This is a genomic window from Enterobacter sp. NFIX58 (assembly GCF_900110475.1).
Lineage (GTDB): Bacteria > Pseudomonadota > Gammaproteobacteria > Enterobacterales > Enterobacteriaceae > Enterobacter > Enterobacter quasiroggenkampii.
Genome location: NZ_FODW01000003.1, coordinates 277,358 through 300,898 on the forward strand (window position 1 = coordinate 277,358; position 23,541 = coordinate 300,898).

The following is a 23,541-nucleotide window of genomic DNA, read 5'->3' on the forward strand; positions in this document are numbered from 1 at the left end:
ACAGCACATTTCTTCTTCGTTCAGCTGAATTTTGCTGAAGTTCAGCAAGTCAGTTTCAGCTAAGGTCAGCCGATGTGGATGCAAGATGAAATGCCATTTTGATTTTTCGTGGCATCATTGACCGCACCCACTGTTTATTTTTTAGCTGACGGCGTACACTCCGCCCCTCTCTGCTACTCGCTAATTATAAAACATGCATAACATCCCTGCGGCTGCCTCGCCGAAGCCCTTTGATTTGACCTCAGCGGCCTTCCTGATTGTTGCCTTCTTCACGGGCATTGCCGGTGCGTTACAGACGCCGACGCTGAGCTTATTTTTGACCAATGAGGTTCATGTTCGTCCGGCGCTGGTTGGCTTCTTTTTTACCGGAAGCGCCATCATCGGCATCCTGGTCAGTCAGTTCCTGGCGGGGCGGTCCGACAGAAAAGGCGATCGTAAAAGCCTGATCGTTTTCTGCTGCCTGCTGGGGGTTTTGGCCTGCGTTCTGTTTGCCTGGAACCGCAACTACTTCATTCTGCTTTTCGTCGGGGTATTCCTGAGCAGCTTTGGTTCGACGGCGAACCCACAGCTGTTCGCGCTTGCCCGCGAACACGCCGACCATACCGGACGTGAAGCGGTGATGTTCAGCTCTGTCCTGCGTGCACAGGTGTCGCTGGCGTGGGTGATTGGCCCGCCGCTGGCTTACGCGCTGGCGATGGGTTTTGGCTTTACGGTGATGTACCTGAGCGCGGCGGTCGCGTTTGTGGCGTGCGGCGCGCTGGTGTGGTTCTTCCTGCCGTCCATGCGCAAAGAGCCCAAAGTGGCAACGGGCGTGCTGGAAGCGCCACGCCGTAACCGCCGCGATGCCCTGCTCCTGTTCGCGATCTGCACGCTGATGTGGGGCACCAATAGCCTCTATATCATCAATATGCCGCTGTTTATTATTAATGAACTGCACCTGTCGGAGAAGCTGGCGGGCATCATGATGGGCACCGCGGCCGGGCTTGAGATCCCGACCATGCTTATCGCAGGCTATTACGCAAAGCGCTTCGGGAAACGTTTTTTAATGCGCATCGCCGCCGTCGCCGGTCTGCTGTTCTATCTCGGCATGCTGACGGTAAATACGCCTGAGCTATTGCTGGCGTTACAGCTGCTGAACGCCATCTATATTGGCATTCTCGCCGGGATAGGCATGCTCTATTTCCAGGACCTGATGCCGGGCCAGGCAGGCTCTGCCACCACCCTTTATACTAATACCACCCGCGTGGGCTGGATTATTGCCGGCTCAATGGCCGGTGTTGTGGCCGAAATCTGGAACTATCACACGGTGTTCTGGATTGCGCTGGTGATGTGTACGCTGACGATGGGCTGTCTGGCGAAGATTAAAGACGTTTAAGGTGCGGTGAGCGATTCAAGCTCAAGAAGGTACGTCATCGCCTGCTCGCGCGTGCTGCCACACATTTCGGCCGTGGGCTGAAGCCCGGAGCAGACCTTCGGACGCAGCGGTGAGCCAAAGATCATGCACAGGTTGGTTTCCGAGAGCTGAACGCAACGGGTATTGGCAGGTTTGCCCTCGGGCATTCCTGGAATGGGGCTTGAAATGGACGGTGCAGTACAGCACGCGCCACAATCGGGACGGCAATCCATAAATGCTCTCTTTCGCTGGCGGATGCTCGTACAGTCGGGCATCGCGCGCACAGTAACACCTTTTGCGTATTGATAGCAAAAGCCACGAATTCCTCTTGCCTGAAAGGCCGCGCGCGAGTAATTTGGCGCGATATTTTTTACCTCCCGTAAACAGGATTACTGCAATGCCAAGAGCGAACGAAATTAAGAAAGGTATGGTACTGAATTACAACGGCAAACTGCTGATTGTGAAAGATATCGATATTCAGGCACCAAGCGCCCGTGGTGCAGCTACGCTGTACAAAATGCGTTTCGCCGATGTGCGTACCGGCCTGAAGGTGGAAGAGCGCTTTAAAGGTGACGATATCGTCGATACCGTCACCCTGACTCGTCGCTATGTTGATTTCTCCTATATCGACGGCAACGAATATGTGTTCATGGACAAAGAAGATTACACCCCGTACATCTTCACCAAAGATCAGATTGAAGAAGAGCTGCTGTTCATCCCGGAAGGCGGTATGCCAGACATGCAGGTTCTGACCTGGGACGGCGTGCTGCTGGCGCTGGAACTGCCTCAGACGGTCGATCTGGAAATCGTTGAAACGGCACCTGGCATCAAAGGCGCATCCGCAAGTGCCCGCAACAAACCGGCGACCCTGACAACCGGCCTGGTTGTGCAGGTACCGGAATACCTCTCTGCTGGCGAGAAGATCCGCATCCATATCGAAGAAAAACGCTATATGGGCCGCGCTGACTGATTGTGGCATTTGTCGGGTGGCGCTACGCTTACCCGACCTACGAAAAAACCGGCCCTGAAGCCGGTTTTTGTGTTTTTGTAGGCTGGGTAAGGCGAAGCCGCCACCCGGCAATTCCGGTTACAGCAGCTCCGGATACTTCGTCATCTTCAGCGCCAGCTCAACGCCGCGCACTTCCGCCATCCCTTTAAGACGGCCAATCGCCGAATAACCCGGGTTAGTTTTCTTACGCAGATCGTCCAGCATCTGGTGGCCGTGGTCAGGACGGAACGGAATAGGACGCACATCACCAATCTGCTTGCGACGCGCCTCTTCCGCCAGAATGGCGTCTACCACCGCCACCATATTCACATCACCGCCCAGGTGCGCCGCCTCGTGGAAGGTTTTTGGGTTCTCTTCGCGGCAGGTCGCTCGCAGATGCGTGAAGTGGATACGATCGCCGAAGGTTTCAATCATCCGCACCAGGTCGTTATCCGCCCGCACACCATAGGAGCCGGTACACATGGTGAAGCCGTTATAGATGCTGTCGACCGTCTCTTTCAGCCACTGCATATCTTCAATCGTGGACACGATACGCGGCAGGCCGAGGATTGGGCGCGGTGGATCGTCCGGATGTACGGCCAGGCGAACCCCTACCTCTTCCGCAACCGGCACGATAGCGCGCAGGAAATACGCCATGTTTTCACGTAGCTGCTGCTTATCAATATCGCCGTATTCTGCCAGGCGGGCGCGGAACTGATCCAGCGTATACCCTTCTTCAGCCCCCGGCAGGCCCGCAATAATATTACGGGTCAGCTTTTCGATATCTGCGTCACTGGCGGCGTTAAACCACGCGAGCGCCTGCTGCTGCTCTTCCGCGGTGTAATCCGCGTCGGCGCCAGGGCGTTTCAGAATGTGCAGTTCGAATGCCGCAAAGGCAATCTGATCGAAACGCAGCGCTTTCGAGCCGTCCGGCATCTGATATTCAAGGTCAGTTCGCGTCCAGTCCAGGATAGGCATGAAGTTGTAGCAAACCGTATCAATGCCGCAGGCCGCAAGGTTACGGATGCTCTGCTGGTAGTTAGCAATCCAGGTCTGGTACTCCCCTGAATGGGTTTTGATATCTTCATGAACCGGAATGCTTTCTACCACAGACCAGGTTAATCCCTTCTCCGCCAGCAGCGCCTGACGCGTCTGTATTTCCTCTACCGGCCAGACCTGACCGTTAGGAATATGATGCAGCGCCGTGACGACACCCGTTGCGCCAGCCTGACGCACATCATCAAGAGAAACCGGATCGTTCGGCCCGTACCAACGCCAGGTTTGTTCCATTGCCTCACCCTCTTAAGTTGTTATACCAATATGTGCTACTGCAATGACGACTACCATACATGTTTGCCGTGAAGGGTCAATACACCGCCACACATTGATTGATCAAACTCACATAACGGGGATATTTACGGCTCACCAATTTTATTTGCTGTCATATAACTTTACACTGGCATTGTTAATTAATGGTTAATCAGGTGTGTATCTCATGAAGACAATTGCCTCCACCGCCCTTCCTGCCCGGGTTCAGCAACCTCGCTACGATCGCCAGTCATTACGCTCCCGCATCGTCCACTTTGGCTTTGGGGCGTTTCACCGTGCGCACCAGGCATTGTTAACAAATCGGGTGCTGAATGAAAAAGGCGGCGACTGGGGGATTTGTGAGATTAGCCTTTTCAGCGGCGATGTGCTGATGAGCCAGCTGCGCGCGCAGGATCATCTGTTCACCGTGCTGGAAAAAGGGGCTGAAGGAAATGAGGCCATTATCGTCGGTGCCGTTCATGAATGCCTGAACGCAAAGCTGGACTCCTTGCCCGCCATTATTGAGAAATTTTGCGAGCCTCAGGTTGCGATTGTCTCGCTCACCATCACGGAAAAAGGCTATTGCATCGATCCCGCGACCGGAAAACTCGATCTGAATAACCCCCGGATCGTCCACGACCTTGAAAACCCCTCCGAGCCACATTCGGCCCCTGGGATCCTGGTCGAAGCCCTCCACCGCCGCCGCGAGCGCGGCTTGCCTGCATTTACCGTGCTGTCCTGCGACAATATCCCTGACAACGGGCACGTGGTGAAAAACGCGGTGCTGGGCATGGCGCAAAAACGTTCCGCAGGGTTATCTGAATGGATTGATAGCCACGTGAGTTTCCCGGGGACGATGGTCGACAGGATTGTGCCCGCCGCAACGGAGGCCTCGCTGGCGGAAATCACCGACGCACTCGGCGTGGAAGATCCGTGCGCCATCAGCTGCGAGCCGTTCATTCAGTGGGTCGTGGAAGATAATTTTGTCGCCGGGCGTCCCGAGTGGGAAGTGGCGGGTGTCCAGATGGTGCAGGATGTGCTGCCTTGGGAGCAGATGAAATTACGTATGCTCAACGGCAGTCACTCTTTCCTGGCGTATCTGGGGTACCTCGCGGGCTACGCCCATATAAATGAATGCATGGAGGACGCGGCGTTCCGTGAAGCCGCCCGTCGGCTGATGCTGGACGAGCAGGCCCCCACGTTGCGCATCAAGGATGTCGACCTCACGGCATACGCCGATAGCCTGATCGAACGCTTTGCCAACCCGGCCCTCCAGCATCGGACCTGGCAAATCGCGATGGACGGTAGCCAGAAGCTGCCCCAGAGAATGCTGGACGGGATCCGCGTTCATCTTGAGCGAAATACGCCGTGGTCGCTGCTGGCCCTGGGCGTGGCCGGCTGGATACGCTACGTCAGCGGTACCGACGAACGCGGAAACGCGATTGACGTTCGCGATCCCCTCAGCGATAAAATCCGCGCCATCGTCAACGCCAGCAGCGACGCCAACCGCGTCCACGCGCTGCTGGGGCTGAGTGAGGTCTTCGGGCACGATCTTGCGCATAATCGCGTTTTTGTGGAGGCTGTCAGCCAGGCCTATGAGCGCATTACCCGCCACGGCGCGCGTCAGGCTGTTATCGAAACGTTAAATCTTTAACGATTATTGCGCTTAATGCGAACGGATGAGGCCTCCGTTCGCCCTTCCCCTTCTCACGGGGCCCATTTTTCGCCAGGATAGAGAACAGTGTTATAGCATCACAATTCTCATCCGGAGCGCACGTGACCAAAACCAACCTCATCACCGGTTTTCTCGGCAGCGGTAAAACCACCTCAATTCTCCATCTGCTGGCGAATAAAGATCCGGCCGAGAAGTGGGCCGTGCTGGTCAATGAATTTGGCGAGGTGGGCATTGACGGCGCGTTGCTGTCATCCAGCGGTGCGATGATTAAAGAGATCCCTGGCGGATGCATGTGCTGCGTTAATGGCCTGCCGATGCAGGTCGGGCTCAATACCCTGCTGCGTCAGGGCAAACCTGACCGCCTGCTGATTGAACCTACCGGGCTGGGTCACCCGAAGCAGATCCTCGATTTATTGACCGCACCGGTTTACGAGCCGTGGATCGATCTGCGCGCCACCCTGTGCCTGCTCGATCCGCGTCAGCTTCTGGATGACAAGGCGGTGGCCAACGAGAACTTCCGCGATCAGCTCGCCTCGGCGGACGTTATCGTCGCCAACAAGGAAGATCGCGCCACGCCAGAAAGCCAGGCCGCGCTGGAGGCGTGGTGGCAGCATTTTGGCGGCAATCGCACGCTTGTGCAGGCCACCCAGGGGAATATTGATAACGCCCTGCTTGACCTGCCTCGTCTGAACCTCACCGAGCTGCCCGCCAGCGCGGAGCATGCGCACAGTCACCCGGTTAAGCAGGGTCTGGCAGCCCTGAGTCTGCCGGAGCACCAGCGCTGGCGTCGTAATCTGAACAGCGGTCAGGGATATCAGGCCTGCGGATGGATTTTTGATGCTGAAACCGTTTTTGACACCATTGGGATCCTGGAGTGGGCCCGCCTTGCGCCCGTCGATCGCGTGAAAGGGATCATGCGCACGCCGGACGGACTGGTGCGGATCAACCGCCAGGGCGACGATTTCTTTATTGAAACGCAAAACGTGGCGCCGCCCGACAGCCGAATAGAGTTAATTAGTGCGGTTAACGCCGACTGGAATGCCCTCCAGTCCAGCCTGTTGAGGATTCGTTTAAGTTCGGGCGGCTAACGTTGCCCCAGTTTTCACTCTATGCAGAACGTTATGACAACTCGATTTCTCCTGATATTACTGCTTAATGTCGCCGGTCTGGCACTTTTCTTCTCCTGGTATATCCCGGTGAATCATGGTTTCTGGTTCCCACTGGATTCTGCCCTCTTCCACTTCTTCAACCAGGAGCTGGTGAAGAGCAAGGCGTTCCTGTGGCTGGTGGCCATCACCAACAACCGCGCCTTTGACGGCTTCTCGCTGCTGGCGATGGGCTGCCTGATGCTCTCTTTCTGGCTGAAAGAAGATAAAGCAGGACGCCGACGTATTCTGATTATCGGTCTGGTGATGCTGCTGTTTGCTGTCATCATTAACCAGCTGGCCACCGCGATTATTCCGGTTAAGCGTTCCAGCCCAACGCTCTTTTTCACCGATATTTATCGCGTCAGTGAGCTGCTGCATATTCCAACAAAAGATGCGTCGAAGGACAGTTTCCCTGGCGATCACGGCATGATGCTGCTTATTTTTTCCGCAATTATGCTTCGCTATTTCGGCAGAAAAGCGTTTGCCATAGCCCTGATTATTTTTGTGGTTTTTGCCTTCCCGCGCGTAATGATTGGCGCTCACTGGTTCACCGATATTGCCGTCGGTTCGCTTTCCGTTGCGCTGATTGCGCTGCCGTGGTGTTTGATGACCCCACTGAGCGACAGGATAATAGCGCTGTTCGATCGCTACCTTCCCGGTAAAGCGCAACAATAATTGAACAAATAACTAACCTAAATTAACGTGAGCTATCAGGGATCGACATGATCCCCGATAGCCTTCCCGCCACGATCTTTTCCCCGTGTCATATTCTTGTCATCACATTCATGATAAAAATGAAGCAATTGCGCGATAAAGCCTCGGATCTGACCGCATTTTAAGCAATTACGGATTTTTACTTTCTGTATCACATTTTCTTATAAAAAAAAGGCTTTTTTTACTCGCAATACCCCTGGCAATCGGTTAATCTCGAACTCGTTTTGCCCCATAGGGATAATTATTTCGATGGTGAATAATTTTGTGCGCTACGCCACAAATGTGACCAGAAAGAATTGTCTCAATGTGAACAGATAATTAGTCTCGTCACGTTTGGCATTTTTATAACGATATTTGTCGTTAAGGACTTCAAGGGATAATAAACAAAATGGTCAAATCTCAACCGTTTCTGAGATATATCTTACGGGGGATCCCGGCGATAGCAGTCGCGGTACTGTTATCTGCATGTAGTACATCGAACACCGCAAAGAATATGCATCCTGAGACGCGTGTTGTGGGAATGGAAGATTCCTCTTCACTGCAAGCCTCTCAGGATGAATTTGAAAATATGGTACGTAATCTGGACGTGAAGTCCCGCATTATGGACCAGTATGCTGACTGGAAAGGCGTGCGTTATCGTCTTGGCGGCAGCACGAAAACAGGTATTGATTGTTCCGGTTTTGTACAGCGTACGTTCCGCGAGCAATTTGGGTTAGATCTTCCGCGTTCGACCTATGAACAGCAGGAGATGGGCAAGTCGATTTCACGTACCAAACTGCGCACCGGTGATTTAGTTCTGTTCCGTGCCGGTTCGACAGGTCGACATGTTGGCATCTACATTGGTAATGACCAGTTTGTACATGCTTCCACCAGCAGCGGTGTGACCATTTCCAGCATGAACGAACCGTACTGGAAGAAGCGTTATAACGAAGCGCGCCGCGTACTGACCCGCAGTTAATATCGCTATTGTATCGTTGGTTATCCCTTGGCTGGCGATATGATGAAAAAAAGCACTGCTTCGGCAGTGTTTTTTTTTGCCCGTTACACTGAATACATCCAGCGGCTTTTCAGGAATCACGACGTCTATGCTTACCCGCTACTTCTCCAGTAATCGCAAGATACTGATCCTCAGTATTATCACTGGTCTCATTACCGCCCTGCTCCTGGGTTCCCTGCAATTTTCCTGGAGTTACCACAAGCGAGAAGTCAAATTCGACACCCTGGTGAATGATGTGAGCGCCTACATGGGGAGCTATTTCGACGATTTAAAAAAAGCGGTCAATGTTCTCCAGCCCCTCACGCTAAATACCTGCCACGACGTCAATCAGGAACTCACCTCACGCGCGGCCTTCAGCATTAACGTTCGCGCCTTCCTGCTGGTCAGAGACAAGATGGCGTTCTGCTCTTCCGCGACAGGCCCGATGAATGTCCCGATGAAGACGCTGATACCTGAGCTGAACATCGATAAACAGATCGATATGGCCCTGCTTCCGGGTACCCCCATGCTGCCTGATGAGCCTGCGATTGCGATCTGGTACCGCAACCCATTAGTAAAGGATGGCGGCGTGTTTACGTCAGTGAATATTAATCTGACGCCTTACCTACTCTACACGGAGCGCCAGGACGAGTTCGCGGGTATCGCCATCATCATCGGCGATAACGCGCTGTCGACGCGGTCCAGCACCCTGGTTCATGCACACGAACTGCATGACATCCCGGTCCGCACGGCGACACTGAAAGACGTCCCCCTGACCATCAACCTGTATGCGGACGCATGGACAGGCGATGAAATCCTCTATGCGCTGTTTTTCGGGCTGGTATGCGGTATTTGTGCCGGATCGCTTAACTACTACATCCTCAGCATTCGGCTTAACCCGGGTAAAGAAATTTTAAGCGCCATCAAGCGCGGTCAGTTTTATGTGGTCTACCAACCCGTCGTCGATGCCAAATCGCTCAGGATGACCGGGCTTGAGGTCCTGATGCGCTGGAAACACCCGACAATGGGGGAAATTCCGCCGGACGCGTTTATTAATTTTGCCGAAGCGCAGAAGCTGATTGTCCCGCTCACGCTGCATCTCTTTGATCTTATCATTCACGACGCTCCCGTATTACAAACGCTGTTACCTCCGGGCGCCAAGGTGGGCATTAACATTGCGCCGGGGCATCTGCATGCGGAAAGCTTCAAGGACGATATGCGCACCTTCAAAGCCTTACTGCCGCCGGATTATTTCCAGATCGTGCTGGAAATTACCGAGCGCGATATGCTTAACCATCGGGAAGCCAACAGCCTCTTCGAATGGCTGCATAAAGAAGGGTTTGAAATCGCCATTGATGATTTTGGAACCGGCCACAGCGCGCTGATTTATCTTGAGCATTTCACCATGGACTACCTCAAAATAGACCGTGGTTTTGTTAATGCGATCGGTACTGAGACCGTGACGTCGCCGGTGCTGGATGCCGTTCTGACGCTGGCAAGACGACTGAATATGTCGACCGTCGCCGAAGGGGTAGAGACGCCGGAACAGGCGGCCTGGCTACGCGAACACGGCGTTAACTTCCTGCAGGGATACTGGATTAGCCGTCCCATGCCGCTGGCGCAGTTCCTCGAATGGCGGCCTGATATTTCGCCCGAGGGCGATTAATTTCACATTGTCCGCGACGTCACTTATTATTCAGCTTAACCGAGCCGGTCTGTAAAAGAGGGAGCTGCCGCGAGATGCTTATGCGCTTTATGTTGCTGATGTTGGCATTCACGAGCCTGTCCAGCCAGGCGCAAGCCATCAAAGAAAATATCGCTTTCGCGGTGATTGGCGAGCCGAAATACGCGGTCAATTTTACGCACTTTGATTACGTCAACCCTGCCGCGCCGAAGGGCGGTAAGGTCACGCTTTCCGCCACGGGAACCTTCGACAACTTCAACCGCTACGCCCTGCGCGGCGTGGCGGCCGCGCGGACGGAATCCCTTTACGATACGCTCTTTGTCACCTCCGATGACGAGCCCGGTAGCTATTATCCGCTGATTGCCGAGAACGTGCGCTACGCCGATAACTTCGCCTGGGCGGAAATCTCGCTGAACCCGCGAGCACGTTTTCACGATGGCACGCCGGTTAAGGCCAGCGACGTCGCCTTCACCTTCCATAAATTCATGACCGAAGGCGTGCCCCAGTTCCGCATCGTATATAAAGGCGCGTCGGTCAGAGCCATTGCGCCGCTCACCGTGCGCATCGAACTGAGCGACCCCAACAAAGAGAACATGCTGAGCCTGTTCTCGCTGCCGGTGATGCCGGAATCGTTCTGGAAAGATCATAAGCTGAGCGACCCGCTCTCCACGCCACCACTGGCTGGCGGCCCCTACCGCATTACCGACTGGCGCATGGGGCAATATGTCGTCTATTCCCGCGTCAAAGACTACTGGGCGGCCAATCTGCCGGTAAACCGCGGGCGCTGGAACTTCGACACCCTTCGTTATGATTACTACCTCGACGATAACGTGGCGTTTGAGGCGTTCAAAGCCGGGGCCTTCGATTTGCGCGTCGAGAGCAGCGCCAAAAACTGGGCGACCCGCTATATCGGCAAAAATTTTGCTAAAGGCTATATCGTCAAAGACGAGCACAAAAATGCGTCTGCGCAAGACACGCGCTGGCTGGCGTTTAATATTCAACGTCCGGTATTTAGCGATCGCCGGGTGCGGGAAGCCATCTCCCTGGCCTTTGATTTTGAGTGGATGAACAAAGCGCTGTTTTACGGTGCCTACAGCCGCGCCAACAGCTATTTTCAGAATACCGAATACGCCGCGCGCGATTATCCGAAAGCCGACGAACTGGTCCTGCTGGCGCCGCTGAAAGCGGAACTGCCACCGCAGGTTTTCACCACCGTGTTTCAGCCGCCCGCATCGAAGGGTGATGGTTACGACCGCGACAACCTGCTGAAGGCCAGCAAGCTGCTGGATGAGGCGGGCTGGCACCTGAAAAATCAAAAACGTGTGGATGCCAAAACGGGCAAGCCGCTCAGCTTTGAGCTGCTGCTCTCGTCCGGAGGCAACGATCAGTGGGTGCTGCCGTTTAAGCACAACCTTGAGCGGCTGGGCGTGACCATGAACATTCGCCAGGTGGATAACGCGCAGATCACCAGCCGCATGCGCAGCCGTGATTACGACATGATGCAGCGCCTGTGGCCCGCCCAACCGTGGCCCAGCTCGGACCTGCAAATCTCCTGGGCCTCCAGCTACATCGACTCCTCGTACAATGCGCCGGGGGTAAAAAGCCCGGCGATTGATGCGCTGATTGCGAAAATCGTGGCGGCGCAGGGGGATAAAGACAAGCTTCTGCCGCTCGGGCGCGCCCTCGACAGGGTCTTAACCTGGAACTACTACATGCTGCCGATGTGGTATATGGGCGAAGATCGCCTTGCGCGCTGGGATAAGTTCTCCGTGCCAGCCGTGCGCCCTGTCTACTCCCTGGGCTTTGATACCTGGTGGTATGACGTTAACAAAGCCGCCAGACTTCCCGCTGAGCGGCGATAAGGAATTATCATGGGTGCCTATCTTCTCCGCCGTCTGCTGCTGGTCATCCCCACCCTGTGGGCCATCATCACGATTAACTTTTTTATCGTGCAAATCGCCCCCGGTGGGCCGGTCGATCAGGCCATTGCCGCCATTGAATTTGGCAACAGCGGCGGCATGCCCGGCGGCGGCGGTGAAGGGATGGGTGCCAGCCATGCGCGAACCGGCGTAGGGAATATCAGTGAAAGCCACTACCGCGGGGGACGCGGTCTGGATCCGGAAGTGATCGCCGAGATCACCCACCGCTACGGCTTTGACAAACCGATTCACGAGCGCTATTTCAAAATGCTCTGGGATTACATCCGCTTTGATTTTGGCGATAGCCTGTTTCGCAGTGCGTCAGTGCTGACGCTGATCAAGCAAAGCCTGCCGGTTTCGATCACGCTGGGGCTGTGGGGTACGCTTATCATCTATCTGGTCTCTATTCCGCTCGGGATCCGCAAAGCGGTGTACAACGGCAGCCGGTTCGATATCTGGAGCAGCACGTTCATCATTATCGGCTATGCCATCCCGGCGTTTCTGTTTGCCGTCCTGCTGATCGTCTTTTTTGCCGGGGGAAGCTATTTCGACCTCTTCCCGCTGCGAGGGCTCGTCTCCGCCGATTTCAGCTCCCTGCCCTGGTACCAGAAAATTACCGACTATCTCTGGCATATCACACTGCCGGTTCTGGCAACGGTCATTGGCGGGTTTGCGGCCCTGACCATGTTGACCAAAAACGCCTTTCTCGATGAAATTCGTAAACAGTACGTCGTCACGGCCCGCGCCAAAGGCGTGAGCGAGAAGCAGATCATGTGGAAACACGTGTTCCGCAACGCCATGCTGCTGGTGATCGCCGGGTTTCCGGCCACGTTCATCAGTATGTTTTTTACCGGCTCGCTGCTGATAGAGGTGATGTTCTCGCTCAACGGCCTGGGGCTGCTGGGCTATGAGGCCACCGTGTCGCGCGATTATCCGGTAATGTTTGGCACACTCTATATATTTACCCTGATTGGCCTGCTGCTGAATATCATCAGCGATATCAGCTATACGCTGGTCGATCCCCGAATCGATTTTGAGGGCCGATGATGCCGCGTTTAAGCCCCGTCAATCAGGCCCGCTGGGCCCGCTTTCGCCACAACCGCCGCGGCTACTGGTCGCTGTGGATTTTTGCCGTGCTGTTTGTCTTAAGCCTGTTTTCAGAACTGATCGCCAACGACAAACCGCTGCTGGTGCATTTTAACGATCGCTGGTACGTGCCGGTCATCGCCAATTACAGCGAAAGCGACTTTGGCGGCCCGTTTGCGACACCGGCGGAGTATCAGGATCCGTGGCTTCGCCAGCAGATTGAGCAGCACGGCTGGGCGCTCTGGGCGCCGGTACGTTTTGGCGCAAACAGCATTAACTTCGCCACCACGACCCCCTTCCCTTCCCCGCCCTCCGCGCAAAACTGGCTGGGAACAGATGCTAACGGCGGCGACGTGCTGGCACGCATCCTGTACGGTACACGAATCTCGCTTCTCTTTGGACTGATGCTGACGCTCTTCTCAAGCGTGATGGGCGTCGTGGCGGGCGCCGTTCAGGGTTACTACGGCGGGAAGATTGACCTGTGGTGTCAGCGGATTATTGAAGTCTGGTCAGGCATGCCGACGCTGTTTCTGATCATCCTGCTTTCCAGCGTCGTACAGCCCAACTTCTGGTGGCTATTAGGCATCACCGTCCTGTTCGGCTGGATGGCGCTGGTCGGTGTGGTAAGGGCCGAGTTTCTGCGCACCCGTAATTTCGACTATATTCGCGCCGCGCAGGCGCTTGGCGTGAGCGATCGCGGGATCATTTTCCGCCATATGTTGCCCAACGCCGTGGTGGCAACGCTCACCTTCCTGCCGTTTATTCTGTGTAGCTCCATCACCACCCTCACCTCACTGGATTTTCTCGGTTTCGGGTTACCGTTGGGTTCCCCATCGCTTGGCGAACTGCTGCTGCAGGGCAAGAACAACCTGCAGGCGCCGTGGTTAGGCATCGCCGCCTTTCTTTCCGTGGCCGTGCTGCTGTCGCTGCTGATTTTTATTGGCGAAGCCGTGCGCGATGCCTTTGATCCGAACAAGGCGGTATAAGATGACCCAGCCCCTGCTCAGTATTGATAACCTGTCGATTGCCTTTTCCAAACAGGACGAGACGCGCACCGTGGTCAGCGACCTGACGCTGCAGATCCAGCGCGGTGAAACGCTGGCCCTGGTAGGTGAATCGGGTTCAGGCAAGAGCGTTTCGGCGCTCTCCATCCTGCGGCTGCTGCCCTCTCCGCCGGTGAGCTACCCGCAAGGGGATATTCTCTTTCACGGCCGTTCGCTACTGCACGCCGACGAACAGACCCTGCGCGGCATTCGCGGCAACAAAATCGCGATGATTTTCCAGGAGCCGATGGTGTCGCTTAACCCGCTGCACAGACTGGAAAAACAGCTCTATGAAGTGCTCTCCCTGCACCGCGGGATGCGCAAAGAGGCCGCGCGGGGAGAAATTCTGGATTGTCTTGAACGCACAGGCATACGCAATGCGCCCAAACGACTGAATGATTTTCCGCATCAGCTCTCCGGCGGCGAACGCCAGCGCGTGATGATCGCCATGGCCCTGCTCACGCGCCCCGAACTGCTGATAGCCGACGAGCCCACAACGGCGCTGGACGTGACGGTACAGGCCCAAATACTGACGCTGCTGCGGGAACTGCGTGACGAGCTGAACATGAGCCTGCTGTTTATCACGCACAACCTGAGCATTGTCAGAAAGCTGGCCGACAGCGTGGCGGTGATGCAGAACGGGCGCTGTGTTGAACAGAATACGGCGTCAACGCTGCTGAGCGCACCGCAGCACCCCTATACGCAGCGGTTGCTCGACAGCGAACCCTCCGGCGACCCGGTTCCTCTCGATGCGGACAGCACGCCGCTGCTGCGCGTTGAGGATCTGTCCGTCTCGTTCCCGATCCGCAAAGGTATTCTGCGACGCATTGTCGATCGCAACCCGGTGCTGAAAAACCTCCGCTTCTCGCTGCGCCCGGGGGAATCCCTGGGGCTGGTGGGCGAATCCGGCTCGGGTAAAAGCACCACCGGTCTGGCGCTGCTGCGCTTAATTGCCTCCCAGGGCGAGATCCTGTTTGACGATATGCCGCTGCACCGCTGGAACCGCCGCCAGATGCTGCCCGTGCGTCCCCGCATGCAGGTGGTGTTTCAGGATCCCAACTCCTCGCTTAACCCACGGCTCAGCGTGTTACAGATTATCGAAGAGGGTCTGCGCGTCCATCAGCCCGGCCTGAGCGCTCAGCAACGCGAGCAGGAGGTCATGCGGGTCATGGCCGAAGTGGGTCTCGATCCCGAGACGCGCCACCGCTATCCGGCTGAATTCTCCGGTGGGCAGCGCCAGCGTATCGCCATTGCCCGCGCGCTGATCCTGAAACCGGAGCTGATTATTCTGGATGAACCCACGTCGTCGCTGGACAGGACCGTTCAGGCGCAGATCCTGGCGCTGCTGAAAGGGTTACAGGAAAAGCACCGGCTGGCCTATATCTTTATCAGCCATGATTTACAGGTGGTGCGGGCGCTATGCCATCAGGTGATTGTGTTGCGTCAGGGAGAGGTGGTCGAGCAGGGTGATTGCCAGCGCGTATTTAGCGCGCCAACGCAGCGCTACACGCGCCAGCTGTTATCGTCAGACTAGCGCTCAGAACGGGTACTGGCCGGAGAAAGGCTCGGCAATGGCAACGCCAAAATTTTTCAGACGGCAGGTGGCAGCAAACTCGTCCTGGCTTTTCACAAACAGGCACGGCTCACCTTCGCACTCCAGCACGGAGCTGTCCACTTCGATATCCGTCAGGGCCTGACTGAGACGCTCCATCACCCGCCAGGCATTTTCGTCACTCGGGCTTAACAGCTTGAGCGCCACCAGGCAGTTTTCACAGCCCGCGACGTTTTGCGGAATCGGTTCAACTTTCGAACCAGCAAAACCCGCCGACCAGCGATAGCTCTGGGGCAAGCGATGGACAATAGAAAGTTGTAATGTATTCACGTTCGTTCCCCGGAAGCAAAATTTACTTCACAATTTATTTACATTTATAGTAACACATCATCGTCAGCCTGCACTATTCAGCACTTTTTTATCGGTATTCAGGCTCGCGTCGGCGCTATATGTACCCGTTTCTGCGATCTAACTCAACCTTTTTGAATACAATGATGTGACTTTTTACACAAATAGATTTTACATAAAATAAACAAACACAGCATAAACGAACGGGGTTTGGTTGATATGCATCAACAAAAAAGGCCCTGCCGGGCCTTCTCTGTGTTTTAGTGGACCGCTTTTCGCGGTCGGCTGGCGTAAAGATAGAAGAGTATCGAGCTGGTTGCGCAAAAAGCCATCGCCCACAGCATGGGCCATGCCGTCGTAAAGGTGGCCATCGAAAGCAACGCGCCGACGATAGCGCCGATGCCGAAGCGGAATGTCCCGGCCAGGGAAGATGCGGTTCCTGCCATGTGCGGGAACTCATCCAGAATCACCGCCATCGCATTGGATGACACCATCGACACGCAGCCGACAAAGGCCGCCACGCCGACCACCAGCGCCCAGAAGCCCACACCCAGAAACGCGCTCACCACCAGCCAGATCGCCATCACAAACTGGATCCACAGCCCGGCGCGGAACATGTTCAGCGCCCCCACCCGTCGGACAAAGCGGCTGTTAATGATGGTCATAATGAACAGGAAGACGATGTTAAGCGCAAAGTAATAGCCGAAGTGCTGCGGCGAAACGTGGTTCAGCTCGATGTAGACAAACGGCCCGGCGCTCAGGAAGGAGAACATTCCGGCGAAGCTGAACCCGCTCGCCAGCATATAGCTGAGCACGCGCTTGTGGCGAAACAGCGAGGCAAAGTTACCAATTGTGGTTCGGATGTGAAACTTCTGGCGGCGCTCGACGGGAAGCGTTTCATCAATAAAGAAGAAGATCATTGCGGAGGCCAGCAGCGCGGCCAGGGCCAGGATCCAGAAAATCACATGCCAGCTGAACCACACCAGCACCGCACCACCGGCCATCGGGGCCACCAGCGGCGCAATCGTCGTCACCAGCATGACAAACGACATCATGCGGGAGAACTCTTCTTTCGGGTAGATATCGCGCATCAGGGCGTTAATCACCACGCTTGCCGCTGCCGCCGCCAGACCGTGGAAGAAACGCATGATAATCAGATGATCGATGGTCTGTGCCAGCGCGCAGGCAACCGCTGCGGCCGCAAAGACCAGCGTCCCGCCCAGAATGACCGGCTTGCGTCCAAGGCTGTCGGCCATCGGGCCATAAAACAGCTGGCCGAGGGCAAAGCCGAGAATATAGGTGCTGAGCGTCATCTGCGCGCTGCCCGCCGGAACGCCAAACTGCGCGGAAATGACCGGCAGCGCGGGCAGGTACATATCAATAGACAGCGGCATCAGCATGGCCAGCAGGCCAAGAATGAAGACGATTTTGAACGACGAGTGTGGCCTGGTGGTCACAGAGTTCTCCTGAAATTAGTGCGAAGGCAGACCGACGCTGGCGATCTCTTCTTCCGTTAACGGGCGATATTCGCCAGGCGCCAGGTCGGGATCGAGTTCAATCGCACCAATCCGTTCGCGATGCAGGCCAACAACGTGGTTCCCCACCGCGGCAAACATACGTTTCACCTGATGATAGCGCCCTTCGCTGATGGTCAGGCGGACCTCGGTCGGGGTGATGACTTCGAGCACCGCCGGTTTGGTCAGATCTTTTTCATTATGCAGCTGAACGCCTTTCGCGAAGTGCTCTGCCGTGTCATCCGACACCGGTGACTCCAGCGTCACGAGATAGGTTTTCTCGCAGTGGTGGCGTGGAGAGGTGATGCGGTGCGACCACTGACCGTCGTCGGTCATCAGCACCAGCCCGGTGGTGTCGATATCGAGTCGACCTGCGGCGTGCAGCTTGTGCGCCACCGGCTCGTCGAGGAAATAGAGCACCGTCGGGTGATCCGGATCGTCCGTTGAGCAGACGTAGCCTTCCGGCTTATTGAGCATGAAGTAGCGCGGACCGTGCTGCTGGGTCAGCGGATTGCCGTCATACTCCACCTGATGGTCAGGTTGCAGTTTGAACGCGCTGTCTCTCACAATGTCTCCATCCACGGTAACGCGGCTGGCGCGAATTTCGCGCCCGGCAATAGCGCGGCTTACGCCGAGTTGCTGAGCGATAAACTTATCAAGTCGCATGAAATCTTTTTAGCCTTAATGGTGCAGGAAGTCGGACAACAGGTCCGAAAAAAGAAGCAGTCTGGAACGGTTCAGTATAATGGTCTGGTTGCGCCACTCAAGGGAAAAAGTTTCGTGGCATACTATATGCGGAATAACGAAACCGAGACCCCATGACTTTTACACTTCGTCCCTATCAGCAGGAAGCCGTTGACGCCACCCTCGCCTGGTTCCGCAAACATCGCGAGCCGGCGGCGATTGTGCTCCCGACCGGTGCAGGCAAAAGCCTGGTCATTGCCGAACTGGCGCGTCTGGCCCGCGGCCGCGTGCTGGTGCTGGCGCACGTTAAAGAGCTCGTCGCGCAAAACCATGCCAAGTATTGTGCGCTTGGACTGGAAGCCGACATTTTCGCCGCCGGGCTAAAGCGTAAAGAGAGCCACGGCAAAGTGGTGTTTGGCAGCGTGCAGTCGGTGGCCCGCAATCTGGATCTGTTTCGCAGCGAATTTTCGCTGCTGATTGTCGACGAATGTCACCGCATCAGCGATGACGACGACAGCCAGTATCAGCAAATCCTGTCCCACCTGAAAGAGGTGAATCCTCACCTGCGCCTGCTGGGCCTGACGGCGACCCCGTTTCGTCTGGGGAAAGGCTGGATCTATCGCTACCATTATCACGGCATGGTGCGCGGCGATGACAAGGCCCTGTTTAGCGACTGCATCTACGAGCTTCCGCTGCGCTACATGATTAAACATGGCTACCTGACGCCGCCTGAACGGCTGGATATGCCGGTGGTGCAGTACGACTTCAGCCGCCTGCAGGCGCAGAGCAACGGGTTATTCAGCGAAGCGGATCTTAACCAGGAGCTGAAAAAGCAAAAGCGCATTACGCCGCATATCATCAGCCAGATTGAGGAGTTCGCCGCGACGCGCAAAGGGGTGATGATCTTTGCCGCCACCGTTGAGCACGCACGCGAAATCACCGGGTTACTGCCCCCCGGCGACGCGGCGCTCATCACCGGTGAGACGCCCGGCCCGGAGCGCGATCGCCTGATTGAGGCCTTTAAAGCCCAGCAGTTCCGCTATCTGGTTAACGTGTCGGTGTTGACCACCGGCTTTGACGCCCCGCACGTCGACCTGATCGCTATTTTGCGTCCGACCGAATCGGTCAGTCTGTATCAGCAAATTGTTGGCCGCGGCCTGCGCCTGGCGCCGGGGAAAACCGACTGCCTGATTCTGGATTATGCCGGTAACCCGCACGATCTCTATACGCCTGAGGTCGGCGCGCCAAAAGGGAAAAGTGACAACGTGCCCGTGCAGGTCTTTTGCCCTGCCTGCGGGTTTGCCAACACCTTCTGGGGCAAAACCACCGCCGACGGCACGCTGATCGAACATTTTGGCCGCCGCTGTCAGGGCTGGTTTGAAGATGATGATGGGCATCGCGAGCAGTGCGATTTTCGTTTCCGCTTTAAAAACTGCCCGCAGTGCAACGCCGAAAATGACATTGCCGCTCGCCGCTGTCGGGAGTGCGACACGGTGCTGGTTGACCCGGACGACATGCTGAAAGCGGCATTAAAGCTGAAAGATGCGCTGGTGCTGCGCTGTTCCGGCATGGCGTTGCAGCCCGGCGCCGATGAAAAAGGCGAATGGCTGAAAATCACCTATTACGATGAAGACGGGGCGGACGTCAGCGAGCGCTTCCGGCTTCAGACGCCTGCCCAGCGAACGGCCTTCGAACAGCTGTTTATCCGCCCGCACATCCGCACTCCGGGCGTGCCCCTGCGCTGGATCACCGTGGCCGATATCGTGCGCCAGCAGGTGCTATTGCGCCATCCGGATTTTGTGGTCGCCCGCAAAAAAGGCCAGTTCTGGCAGGTGCGCGAAAAACTCTTCGACTACGAAGGTCGCTTCCGTCGCGCCAACGAATTGCGCGGGTAGCGGGACTTTTCATTGATGTGAGGGGCATTTGAGTATAAAATGCCGCCCGCTTCACATCCGTGAGGCAGAACACTCACCTGCTGCTGGGTCGCCTGTAGTAGGGTTTTAAATACAGAGAGAAATCAATGTTTACTATCGAAGCAGAAGTACGTAACGTGCAGGGTAAGGGTGCGAGCCGCCGCCTGCGTACCGCTAACAAGTTCCCGGCTATCGTTTACGGTGGCGAAGCTGCTCCAGTTGCAATCGAACTGGATCACGACAAACTGTGGAACCTGCAGACCAAAGCTGAATTCTACAGCGAAGTTCTGACCATCGTTGTTGGCGGTAAAGAAGAAAAAGTGAAAGTTCAGGCTGTTCAGCGTCACGCGTTCAAGCCAAAACTGACTCACATCGACTTCGTTCGCGCGTAATCGCAAACCTGTCGAAAAAAACCCCGCTTCTGCGGGGTTTTTTGTGCCTGCTATTTACCGCCCGAGGTGCGGCGCTGAAGCTGATCGCGCAGATTCGGCGGCGTCCCCTTAATGGTCAGCGTATCGGTGGCCGGATCCCAGAAGATACGTTCTCCCAGCAGCATCGCATCAAAGTTGATGGTTAACCCGCCGCCGCTGCCGGCAAACTTGGTTAACTGACGCAGCGTGCTGCGATCCGCCGGGAAGCTCTCTTCAAGCTCATAGCCCTTCTCTGCGGTAAATTCCTGGAAGCTGACTTCGCTGACGCCCGCCAACTCTTTTGACAGCGACTCCAGCTCAATCTCTTCCCCAGCCTGCAGCTGTTCGTTGCAGTAGCTGTAAACCTGCTGGCGCACCGTCTGGCGCTCAGATTTATCAAGCTGCGCTTCGGCTGTGAAATCGTCAACCGCCTGGAGCAGCCCTTTGTTCTGCGCTTTGGCGTTAAGCCCTTCGCTGGCACCGAGGAAGTCCATGAAGAAATCCGCCACTTTGCGGCCCACGCGTCCCTTCAGGAAAGTCAGGTAGCGGGTCGATTCCGGGTTGGTTTCCCACTCGGTCAAATCAATACGCGCCACGATATCCGCATGGTTGATATCCAGATAATGCGTCGAGCTGATATCCAGCTGCTCGTTCACGCGCATGCTGCTTAAGTTATTCAGCACGGTAACCAGCAGATACTCGACCGCCAGGTAGCGGTAGTGGCAGAACAGCACAATCCCGCCGTCGGCGAACGGATATTTCGCCAGCTCGTCGCGCAGACGCCCGGTTGCCGCACGGCTAAACGCCAGGAAATCCTCTTCACCCTGGCGCTGCAGGCGCAGGCTATCGGCCAGTTCACTCTCTTCGCTGAACAGCCCATAGGCTTTATTTTTGGCGCTGTAGACGCGATGCAGCTCTGCCATCATCTCCACAACGGTCGCCGTAGGTTCCAGTAACGAATCGCGTAGCACCACCTCAAGGGTTTGCTCATCGCGCTTGATAAGCTGGTGCAAGGCAATCTGGTTGATTTCCAGACTCATGATAAACTCTCCTTTTAGACCGGGCGGTATTCAACCACCACCAGGACATGTGTGCAACAACAGATAAAAAAGGGGAAAAAAAGCTGTTGCTACGGTAATATGTTGCCCTTTCATCAACAAACTGATTTTGATTTATGCCACAACATTCCCGCTACAGTGATGAACACGTTGAACAACTGCTCAGTGAGCTGGTCAACGTACTGGAAAAACATAAAACGCCGACCGATCTCTCCCTGATGGTTTTGGGAAATATGGTCACCAACCTGATTAACACCAGCGTTGCTCCGGCTCAGCGTCAGGCGATCGCAAAATCTTTCGCCCAGGCTTTACAGTCGTCCGTCAGCAACGACCCGGCCCATTAAGGGATACGAACAACAGTTTATGGTGACGAATCGTCAGCGCTACCGTGAAAAAGTCTCCCAGATGGTCAGCTGGGGGCACTGGTTTGCCCTGTTCAACATTCTGTTGGCGACGGTCATTGGCTGTCGTTATCTGTTTGTCGCAGACTGGCCAACAACGCTCACCGGGCGTATCTACTCCTGGATAAGCGTTGTCGGTCACTTTAGCTTTTTGGTTTTCGCCACCTATCTGCTGATCCTGTTCCCCTTGACGTTTATCGTCATGTCGCAGCGTCTGATGCGATTCTTGTCCGCCATCCTTGCGACGGTGGGGATGACGCTGCTGCTTATCGACAGTGAAGTGTTCACCCGCTTCCACCTGCATCTCAACCCCATCGTCTGGGAACTGGTGATTAACCCCGACCAGAACGAAACGGCCCGTGACTGGCAGCTGATGTTTATCAGCGTCCCGGTGATCCTGTTGATTGAGATGCTGTTTGCCACCTGGAGCTGGCAAAAACTGCGCAGCCTGACCCGCCGACGCCACTACGCGAAGCCCGTCGCCGCGCTCTTCTTCGTCTCCTTTATCAGTTCGCACATCATGTATATCTGGGCGGATGCGAACTTCTATCGCCCTATTACCATGCAGCGGGCGAACCTGCCGCTCTCGTACCCGATGACGGCCCGTCGCTTCCTTGAGAAACACGGCCTGCTTGATGCGCAGGAGTACCAGCGACGTCTTATCGAGCAGGGTAACCCGGAAGCCGTCAGCGTGCAGTATCCGCTGAGCGACCTGCGCTATCGCGATATGGGCCGCGGGCAAAACGTCCTGCTGATCACCGTCGATGGCCTGAACTATTCCCGTTACGAGAAGCAGATGCCTGCACTGGCCGATTTCGCGAGTCAAAACGTTACGTTTACTCAGCATATGAGCTCCGGTAACACAACCGACGCGGGCATCTTTGGCCTCTTCTATGGCATTTCAGCCGGATACATGGACGGCGTTCTCTCTACCCGCACACCTGCGGCGCTGATCACCGGGCTGAATCAGCAGGGCTATCAGTTAGGGTTGTTCTCATCCGATGGCTTTAACAGCCCGCTCTACCGCCAGGCGCTACTGTCCGATTTTTCACTGCCAGCGGCACAAAATCAGTCCGATGCGCAGACCGCCAGCCAATGGATAAACTGGCTCCAGCGCTATGCCCAGGAAGATAACCGCTGGTTCTCATGGGTCTCCTTTAACGGCACTACGCTTGCTAATAGCAATAAGAGTGATTTCGCGCGCCGCTACGGCCGCGCGGCGGGTGATGTTGATGCGCAGATTGGCCGCGTGCTTGACGCGCTACGTGAGTCCGGCAAGCTGGATAACACCGTGGTGATCGTGACCGCAGGCCATGGCGTCCCGTTAGGTGGCGAGACGAAGAGCATGAGCTGGTCACGCCCGAACCTGCAGGTTCCGCTGGTCATCCACTGGCCGGGTACGCCGGCGCAGCGCATCAATATGCTTACCGAGCATAAAGATGTGATGACCACCCTGATGCAACGCCTGCTGCACGTCAGCACGCCAGCCAACGAGTATTCTCAGGGGCAGGATCTCTTCAGCGCCGCGCGCCGCCATAACTGGGTCACGGCTGCGGGGAATAATACGCTGGTGGTGACCACGCCGAAGCTGACGCTGGTGCTGAACAACAACGGGAATTATCAGACGTATAACCTGCAGGGTGAACGGCTTAAAGACCAGAAACCGCAGCTGAGCCTGCTGCTGCAGGTCCTGACGGATGAGAAGCGCTTCGTCGCTAACTGATTAA

General features: G+C 55.9%; 21 protein-coding genes. 15 read left to right on the plus strand and 6 right to left on the minus strand.

What is annotated here, in order from left to right; genetic code table 11:
* The first annotated feature begins 193 nt into the window (after positions 1 to 193).
* Positions 194 to 1,375 (plus strand): sugar efflux transporter SetB, encoded by a 1,182-nt coding sequence (gene setB / locus BMW97_RS14655; protein WP_045908691.1) that lies wholly within the window; start codon positions 194 to 196, stop codon positions 1,373 to 1,375.
* Here setB and BMW97_RS14660 read toward each other — a convergent pair.
* Entirely contained in the window at positions 1,372 to 1,626 is a 255-nt protein-coding gene (locus BMW97_RS14660) for a YkgJ family cysteine cluster protein (RefSeq protein ID WP_045908692.1), read from the minus strand. The genes setB and BMW97_RS14660 overlap by 4 nt on opposite strands.
* A 164-nt stretch (positions 1,627 to 1,790) precedes the next feature.
* Here BMW97_RS14660 and yeiP point away from each other — a divergent pair, with 164 nt between their 5' ends.
* Complete coding sequence (gene yeiP / locus BMW97_RS14665) at positions 1,791 to 2,363, plus strand: elongation factor P-like protein YeiP (RefSeq protein WP_008500940.1); 573 nt, start codon at positions 1,791 to 1,793, stop codon at positions 2,361 to 2,363.
* A 117-nt stretch (positions 2,364 to 2,480) separates the two neighbouring features.
* On the opposite strand, the gene uxuA is transcribed toward yeiP, so the two are convergent.
* Entirely contained in the window at positions 2,481 to 3,671 is a 1,191-nt protein-coding gene (gene uxuA / locus BMW97_RS14670) for a mannonate dehydratase (RefSeq protein ID WP_045414639.1), read from the minus strand.
* Positions 3,672 to 3,876: 205 nt separating this feature from the next.
* Here uxuA and BMW97_RS14675 point away from each other — a divergent pair, with 205 nt between their 5' ends.
* The 9 genes from BMW97_RS14675 to yejF all read left to right on the plus strand — a co-directional run bounded on the left by BMW97_RS14675 (position 3,877) and on the right by yejF (position 15,468).
* Complete coding sequence (locus tag BMW97_RS14675) at positions 3,877 to 5,343, plus strand: mannitol dehydrogenase family protein (RefSeq protein WP_045908693.1); 1,467 nt, start codon at positions 3,877 to 3,879, stop codon at positions 5,341 to 5,343.
* A gap of 122 nt (positions 5,344 to 5,465) precedes the next feature.
* Positions 5,466 to 6,452, plus strand: coding sequence for a CobW family GTP-binding protein (locus BMW97_RS14680; protein ID WP_045908694.1), 987 nt, complete (start codon positions 5,466 to 5,468; stop codon positions 6,450 to 6,452).
* Between the two features lie 33 nt (positions 6,453 to 6,485).
* A complete protein-coding gene (locus tag BMW97_RS14685) occupies positions 6,486 to 7,187 on the plus strand; it encodes a phosphatase PAP2 family protein (protein ID WP_175481445.1) in 702 nt (233 codons plus the stop codon).
* 427 nt (positions 7,188 to 7,614) lie between these two features.
* Complete coding sequence (mepS, locus tag BMW97_RS14690; RefSeq protein WP_008500946.1) at positions 7,615 to 8,184, plus strand: bifunctional murein DD-endopeptidase/murein LD-carboxypeptidase; 570 nt, start codon at positions 7,615 to 7,617, stop codon at positions 8,182 to 8,184.
* Positions 8,185 to 8,311: 127 nt separating this feature from the next.
* Positions 8,312 to 9,868, plus strand: coding sequence for a cyclic di-GMP phosphodiesterase (locus BMW97_RS14695; RefSeq protein ID WP_045908696.1), 1,557 nt, complete (start codon positions 8,312 to 8,314; stop codon positions 9,866 to 9,868).
* 74 nt (positions 9,869 to 9,942) lie between these two features.
* The gene (locus BMW97_RS14700; RefSeq protein ID WP_045908697.1) at positions 9,943 to 11,748 is read left to right on the plus strand and encodes an extracellular solute-binding protein; all 1,806 of its coding nucleotides are present in this window, start codon (positions 9,943 to 9,945) and stop codon (positions 11,746 to 11,748) included.
* A 9-nt stretch (positions 11,749 to 11,757) separates the two neighbouring features.
* Positions 11,758 to 12,852, plus strand: coding sequence for a microcin C ABC transporter permease YejB (locus BMW97_RS14705; RefSeq protein ID WP_008500949.1), 1,095 nt, complete (start codon positions 11,758 to 11,760; stop codon positions 12,850 to 12,852).
* Complete coding sequence (locus tag BMW97_RS14710) at positions 12,852 to 13,877, plus strand: ABC transporter permease (protein WP_039266764.1); 1,026 nt, start codon at positions 12,852 to 12,854, stop codon at positions 13,875 to 13,877. Before BMW97_RS14705 ends, BMW97_RS14710 begins: the two co-directional genes overlap by 1 nt.
* A 1-nt stretch (position 13,878) precedes the next feature.
* A complete protein-coding gene (gene yejF / locus BMW97_RS14715) occupies positions 13,879 to 15,468 on the plus strand; it encodes a microcin C ABC transporter ATP-binding protein YejF (RefSeq protein ID WP_045908698.1) in 1,590 nt (529 codons plus the stop codon).
* A 3-nt stretch (positions 15,469 to 15,471) separates the two neighbouring features.
* Here the strand turns inward: yejF and BMW97_RS14720 are convergent, their stop codons facing one another.
* The 3 genes from BMW97_RS14720 to rsuA form a co-directional block, all read right to left on the minus strand.
* A complete protein-coding gene (locus BMW97_RS14720) occupies positions 15,472 to 15,816 on the minus strand; it encodes a YejG family protein (RefSeq protein ID WP_008500952.1) in 345 nt (114 codons plus the stop codon).
* A 278-nt stretch (positions 15,817 to 16,094) separates the two neighbouring features.
* Entirely contained in the window at positions 16,095 to 17,291 is a 1,197-nt protein-coding gene (locus tag BMW97_RS14730) for a Bcr/CflA family multidrug efflux MFS transporter (RefSeq protein ID WP_045334334.1), read from the minus strand.
* A 15-nt stretch (positions 17,292 to 17,306) separates the two neighbouring features.
* Positions 17,307 to 18,014: a 16S rRNA pseudouridine(516) synthase RsuA gene (rsuA, locus tag BMW97_RS14735; RefSeq protein ID WP_021241522.1), complete on the minus strand. Its 708-nt coding sequence runs from the start codon at positions 18,012 to 18,014 to the stop codon at positions 17,307 to 17,309.
* A 152-nt stretch (positions 18,015 to 18,166) separates the two neighbouring features.
* Between rsuA and BMW97_RS14740 the strand changes: the two genes are divergently transcribed.
* Together BMW97_RS14740 and rplY are read left to right on the plus strand one after the other, a co-directional pair.
* Entirely contained in the window at positions 18,167 to 19,927 is a 1,761-nt protein-coding gene (locus BMW97_RS14740; protein ID WP_045908699.1) for a DNA repair helicase RadD, read from the plus strand.
* 125 nt (positions 19,928 to 20,052) lie between these two features.
* Positions 20,053 to 20,337, plus strand: coding sequence for a 50S ribosomal protein L25 (rplY, locus tag BMW97_RS14745; protein WP_008500956.1), 285 nt, complete (start codon positions 20,053 to 20,055; stop codon positions 20,335 to 20,337).
* 50 nt (positions 20,338 to 20,387) lie between these two features.
* Here the strand turns inward: rplY and yejK are convergent, their stop codons facing one another.
* A complete protein-coding gene (gene yejK / locus BMW97_RS14750) occupies positions 20,388 to 21,395 on the minus strand; it encodes a nucleoid-associated protein YejK (RefSeq protein ID WP_008500957.1) in 1,008 nt (335 codons plus the stop codon).
* A gap of 134 nt (positions 21,396 to 21,529) precedes the next feature.
* Between yejK and BMW97_RS14755 the strand changes: the two genes are divergently transcribed.
* Together BMW97_RS14755 and yejM are read left to right on the plus strand one after the other, a co-directional pair.
* Entirely contained in the window at positions 21,530 to 21,757 is a 228-nt protein-coding gene (locus BMW97_RS14755; RefSeq protein ID WP_008500958.1) for a YejL family protein, read from the plus strand.
* Positions 21,758 to 21,776: 19 nt separating this feature from the next.
* Complete coding sequence (gene yejM, locus BMW97_RS14760) at positions 21,777 to 23,537, plus strand: LPS biosynthesis-modulating metalloenzyme YejM (protein ID WP_045908700.1); 1,761 nt, start codon at positions 21,777 to 21,779, stop codon at positions 23,535 to 23,537.
* Positions 23,538 to 23,541: the final 4 nt, after the last annotated feature.

Excerpts from the sequence above, each read along its gene's own strand:
- BMW97_RS14705 (WP_008500949.1), top strand. The coding sequence starts at position 11,758 with ATGGGTGCCTATCTTCTCCGCCGTCTGCTGCTGGTCATCCCCACCCTG.
- yejM (WP_045908700.1), top strand. The coding sequence starts at position 21,777 with ATGGTGACGAATCGTCAGCGCTACCGTGAAAAAGTCTCCCAGATGGTC.
- BMW97_RS14675 (WP_045908693.1), top strand. The coding sequence starts at position 3,877 with ATGAAGACAATTGCCTCCACCGCCCTTCCTGCCCGGGTTCAGCAACCT.
- setB (WP_045908691.1), top strand. The coding sequence starts at position 194 with ATGCATAACATCCCTGCGGCTGCCTCGCCGAAGCCCTTTGATTTGACC.
- BMW97_RS14755 (WP_008500958.1), top strand. The coding sequence starts at position 21,530 with ATGCCACAACATTCCCGCTACAGTGATGAACACGTTGAACAACTGCTC.
- BMW97_RS14700 (WP_045908697.1), top strand. The coding sequence starts at position 9,943 with ATGCTTATGCGCTTTATGTTGCTGATGTTGGCATTCACGAGCCTGTCC.
- yeiP (WP_008500940.1), top strand. The coding sequence starts at position 1,791 with ATGCCAAGAGCGAACGAAATTAAGAAAGGTATGGTACTGAATTACAAC.
- uxuA (WP_045414639.1), bottom strand. The coding sequence starts at position 3,671 with ATGGAACAAACCTGGCGTTGGTACGGGCCGAACGATCCGGTTTCTCTT.
- yejK (WP_008500957.1), bottom strand. The coding sequence starts at position 21,395 with ATGAGTCTGGAAATCAACCAGATTGCCTTGCACCAGCTTATCAAGCGC.
- mepS (WP_008500946.1), top strand. The coding sequence starts at position 7,615 with ATGGTCAAATCTCAACCGTTTCTGAGATATATCTTACGGGGGATCCCG.
- BMW97_RS14660 (WP_045908692.1), bottom strand. The coding sequence starts at position 1,626 with ATGGATTGCCGTCCCGATTGTGGCGCGTGCTGTACTGCACCGTCCATT.
- yejF (WP_045908698.1), top strand. The coding sequence starts at position 13,879 with ATGACCCAGCCCCTGCTCAGTATTGATAACCTGTCGATTGCCTTTTCC.
- BMW97_RS14710 (WP_039266764.1), top strand. The coding sequence starts at position 12,852 with ATGCCGCGTTTAAGCCCCGTCAATCAGGCCCGCTGGGCCCGCTTTCGC.
- BMW97_RS14685 (WP_175481445.1), top strand. The coding sequence starts at position 6,486 with ATGACAACTCGATTTCTCCTGATATTACTGCTTAATGTCGCCGGTCTG.
- BMW97_RS14695 (WP_045908696.1), top strand. The coding sequence starts at position 8,312 with ATGCTTACCCGCTACTTCTCCAGTAATCGCAAGATACTGATCCTCAGT.
- BMW97_RS14740 (WP_045908699.1), top strand. The coding sequence starts at position 18,167 with ATGACTTTTACACTTCGTCCCTATCAGCAGGAAGCCGTTGACGCCACC.
- rplY (WP_008500956.1), top strand. The coding sequence starts at position 20,053 with ATGTTTACTATCGAAGCAGAAGTACGTAACGTGCAGGGTAAGGGTGCG.
- rsuA (WP_021241522.1), bottom strand. The coding sequence starts at position 18,014 with ATGCGACTTGATAAGTTTATCGCTCAGCAACTCGGCGTAAGCCGCGCT.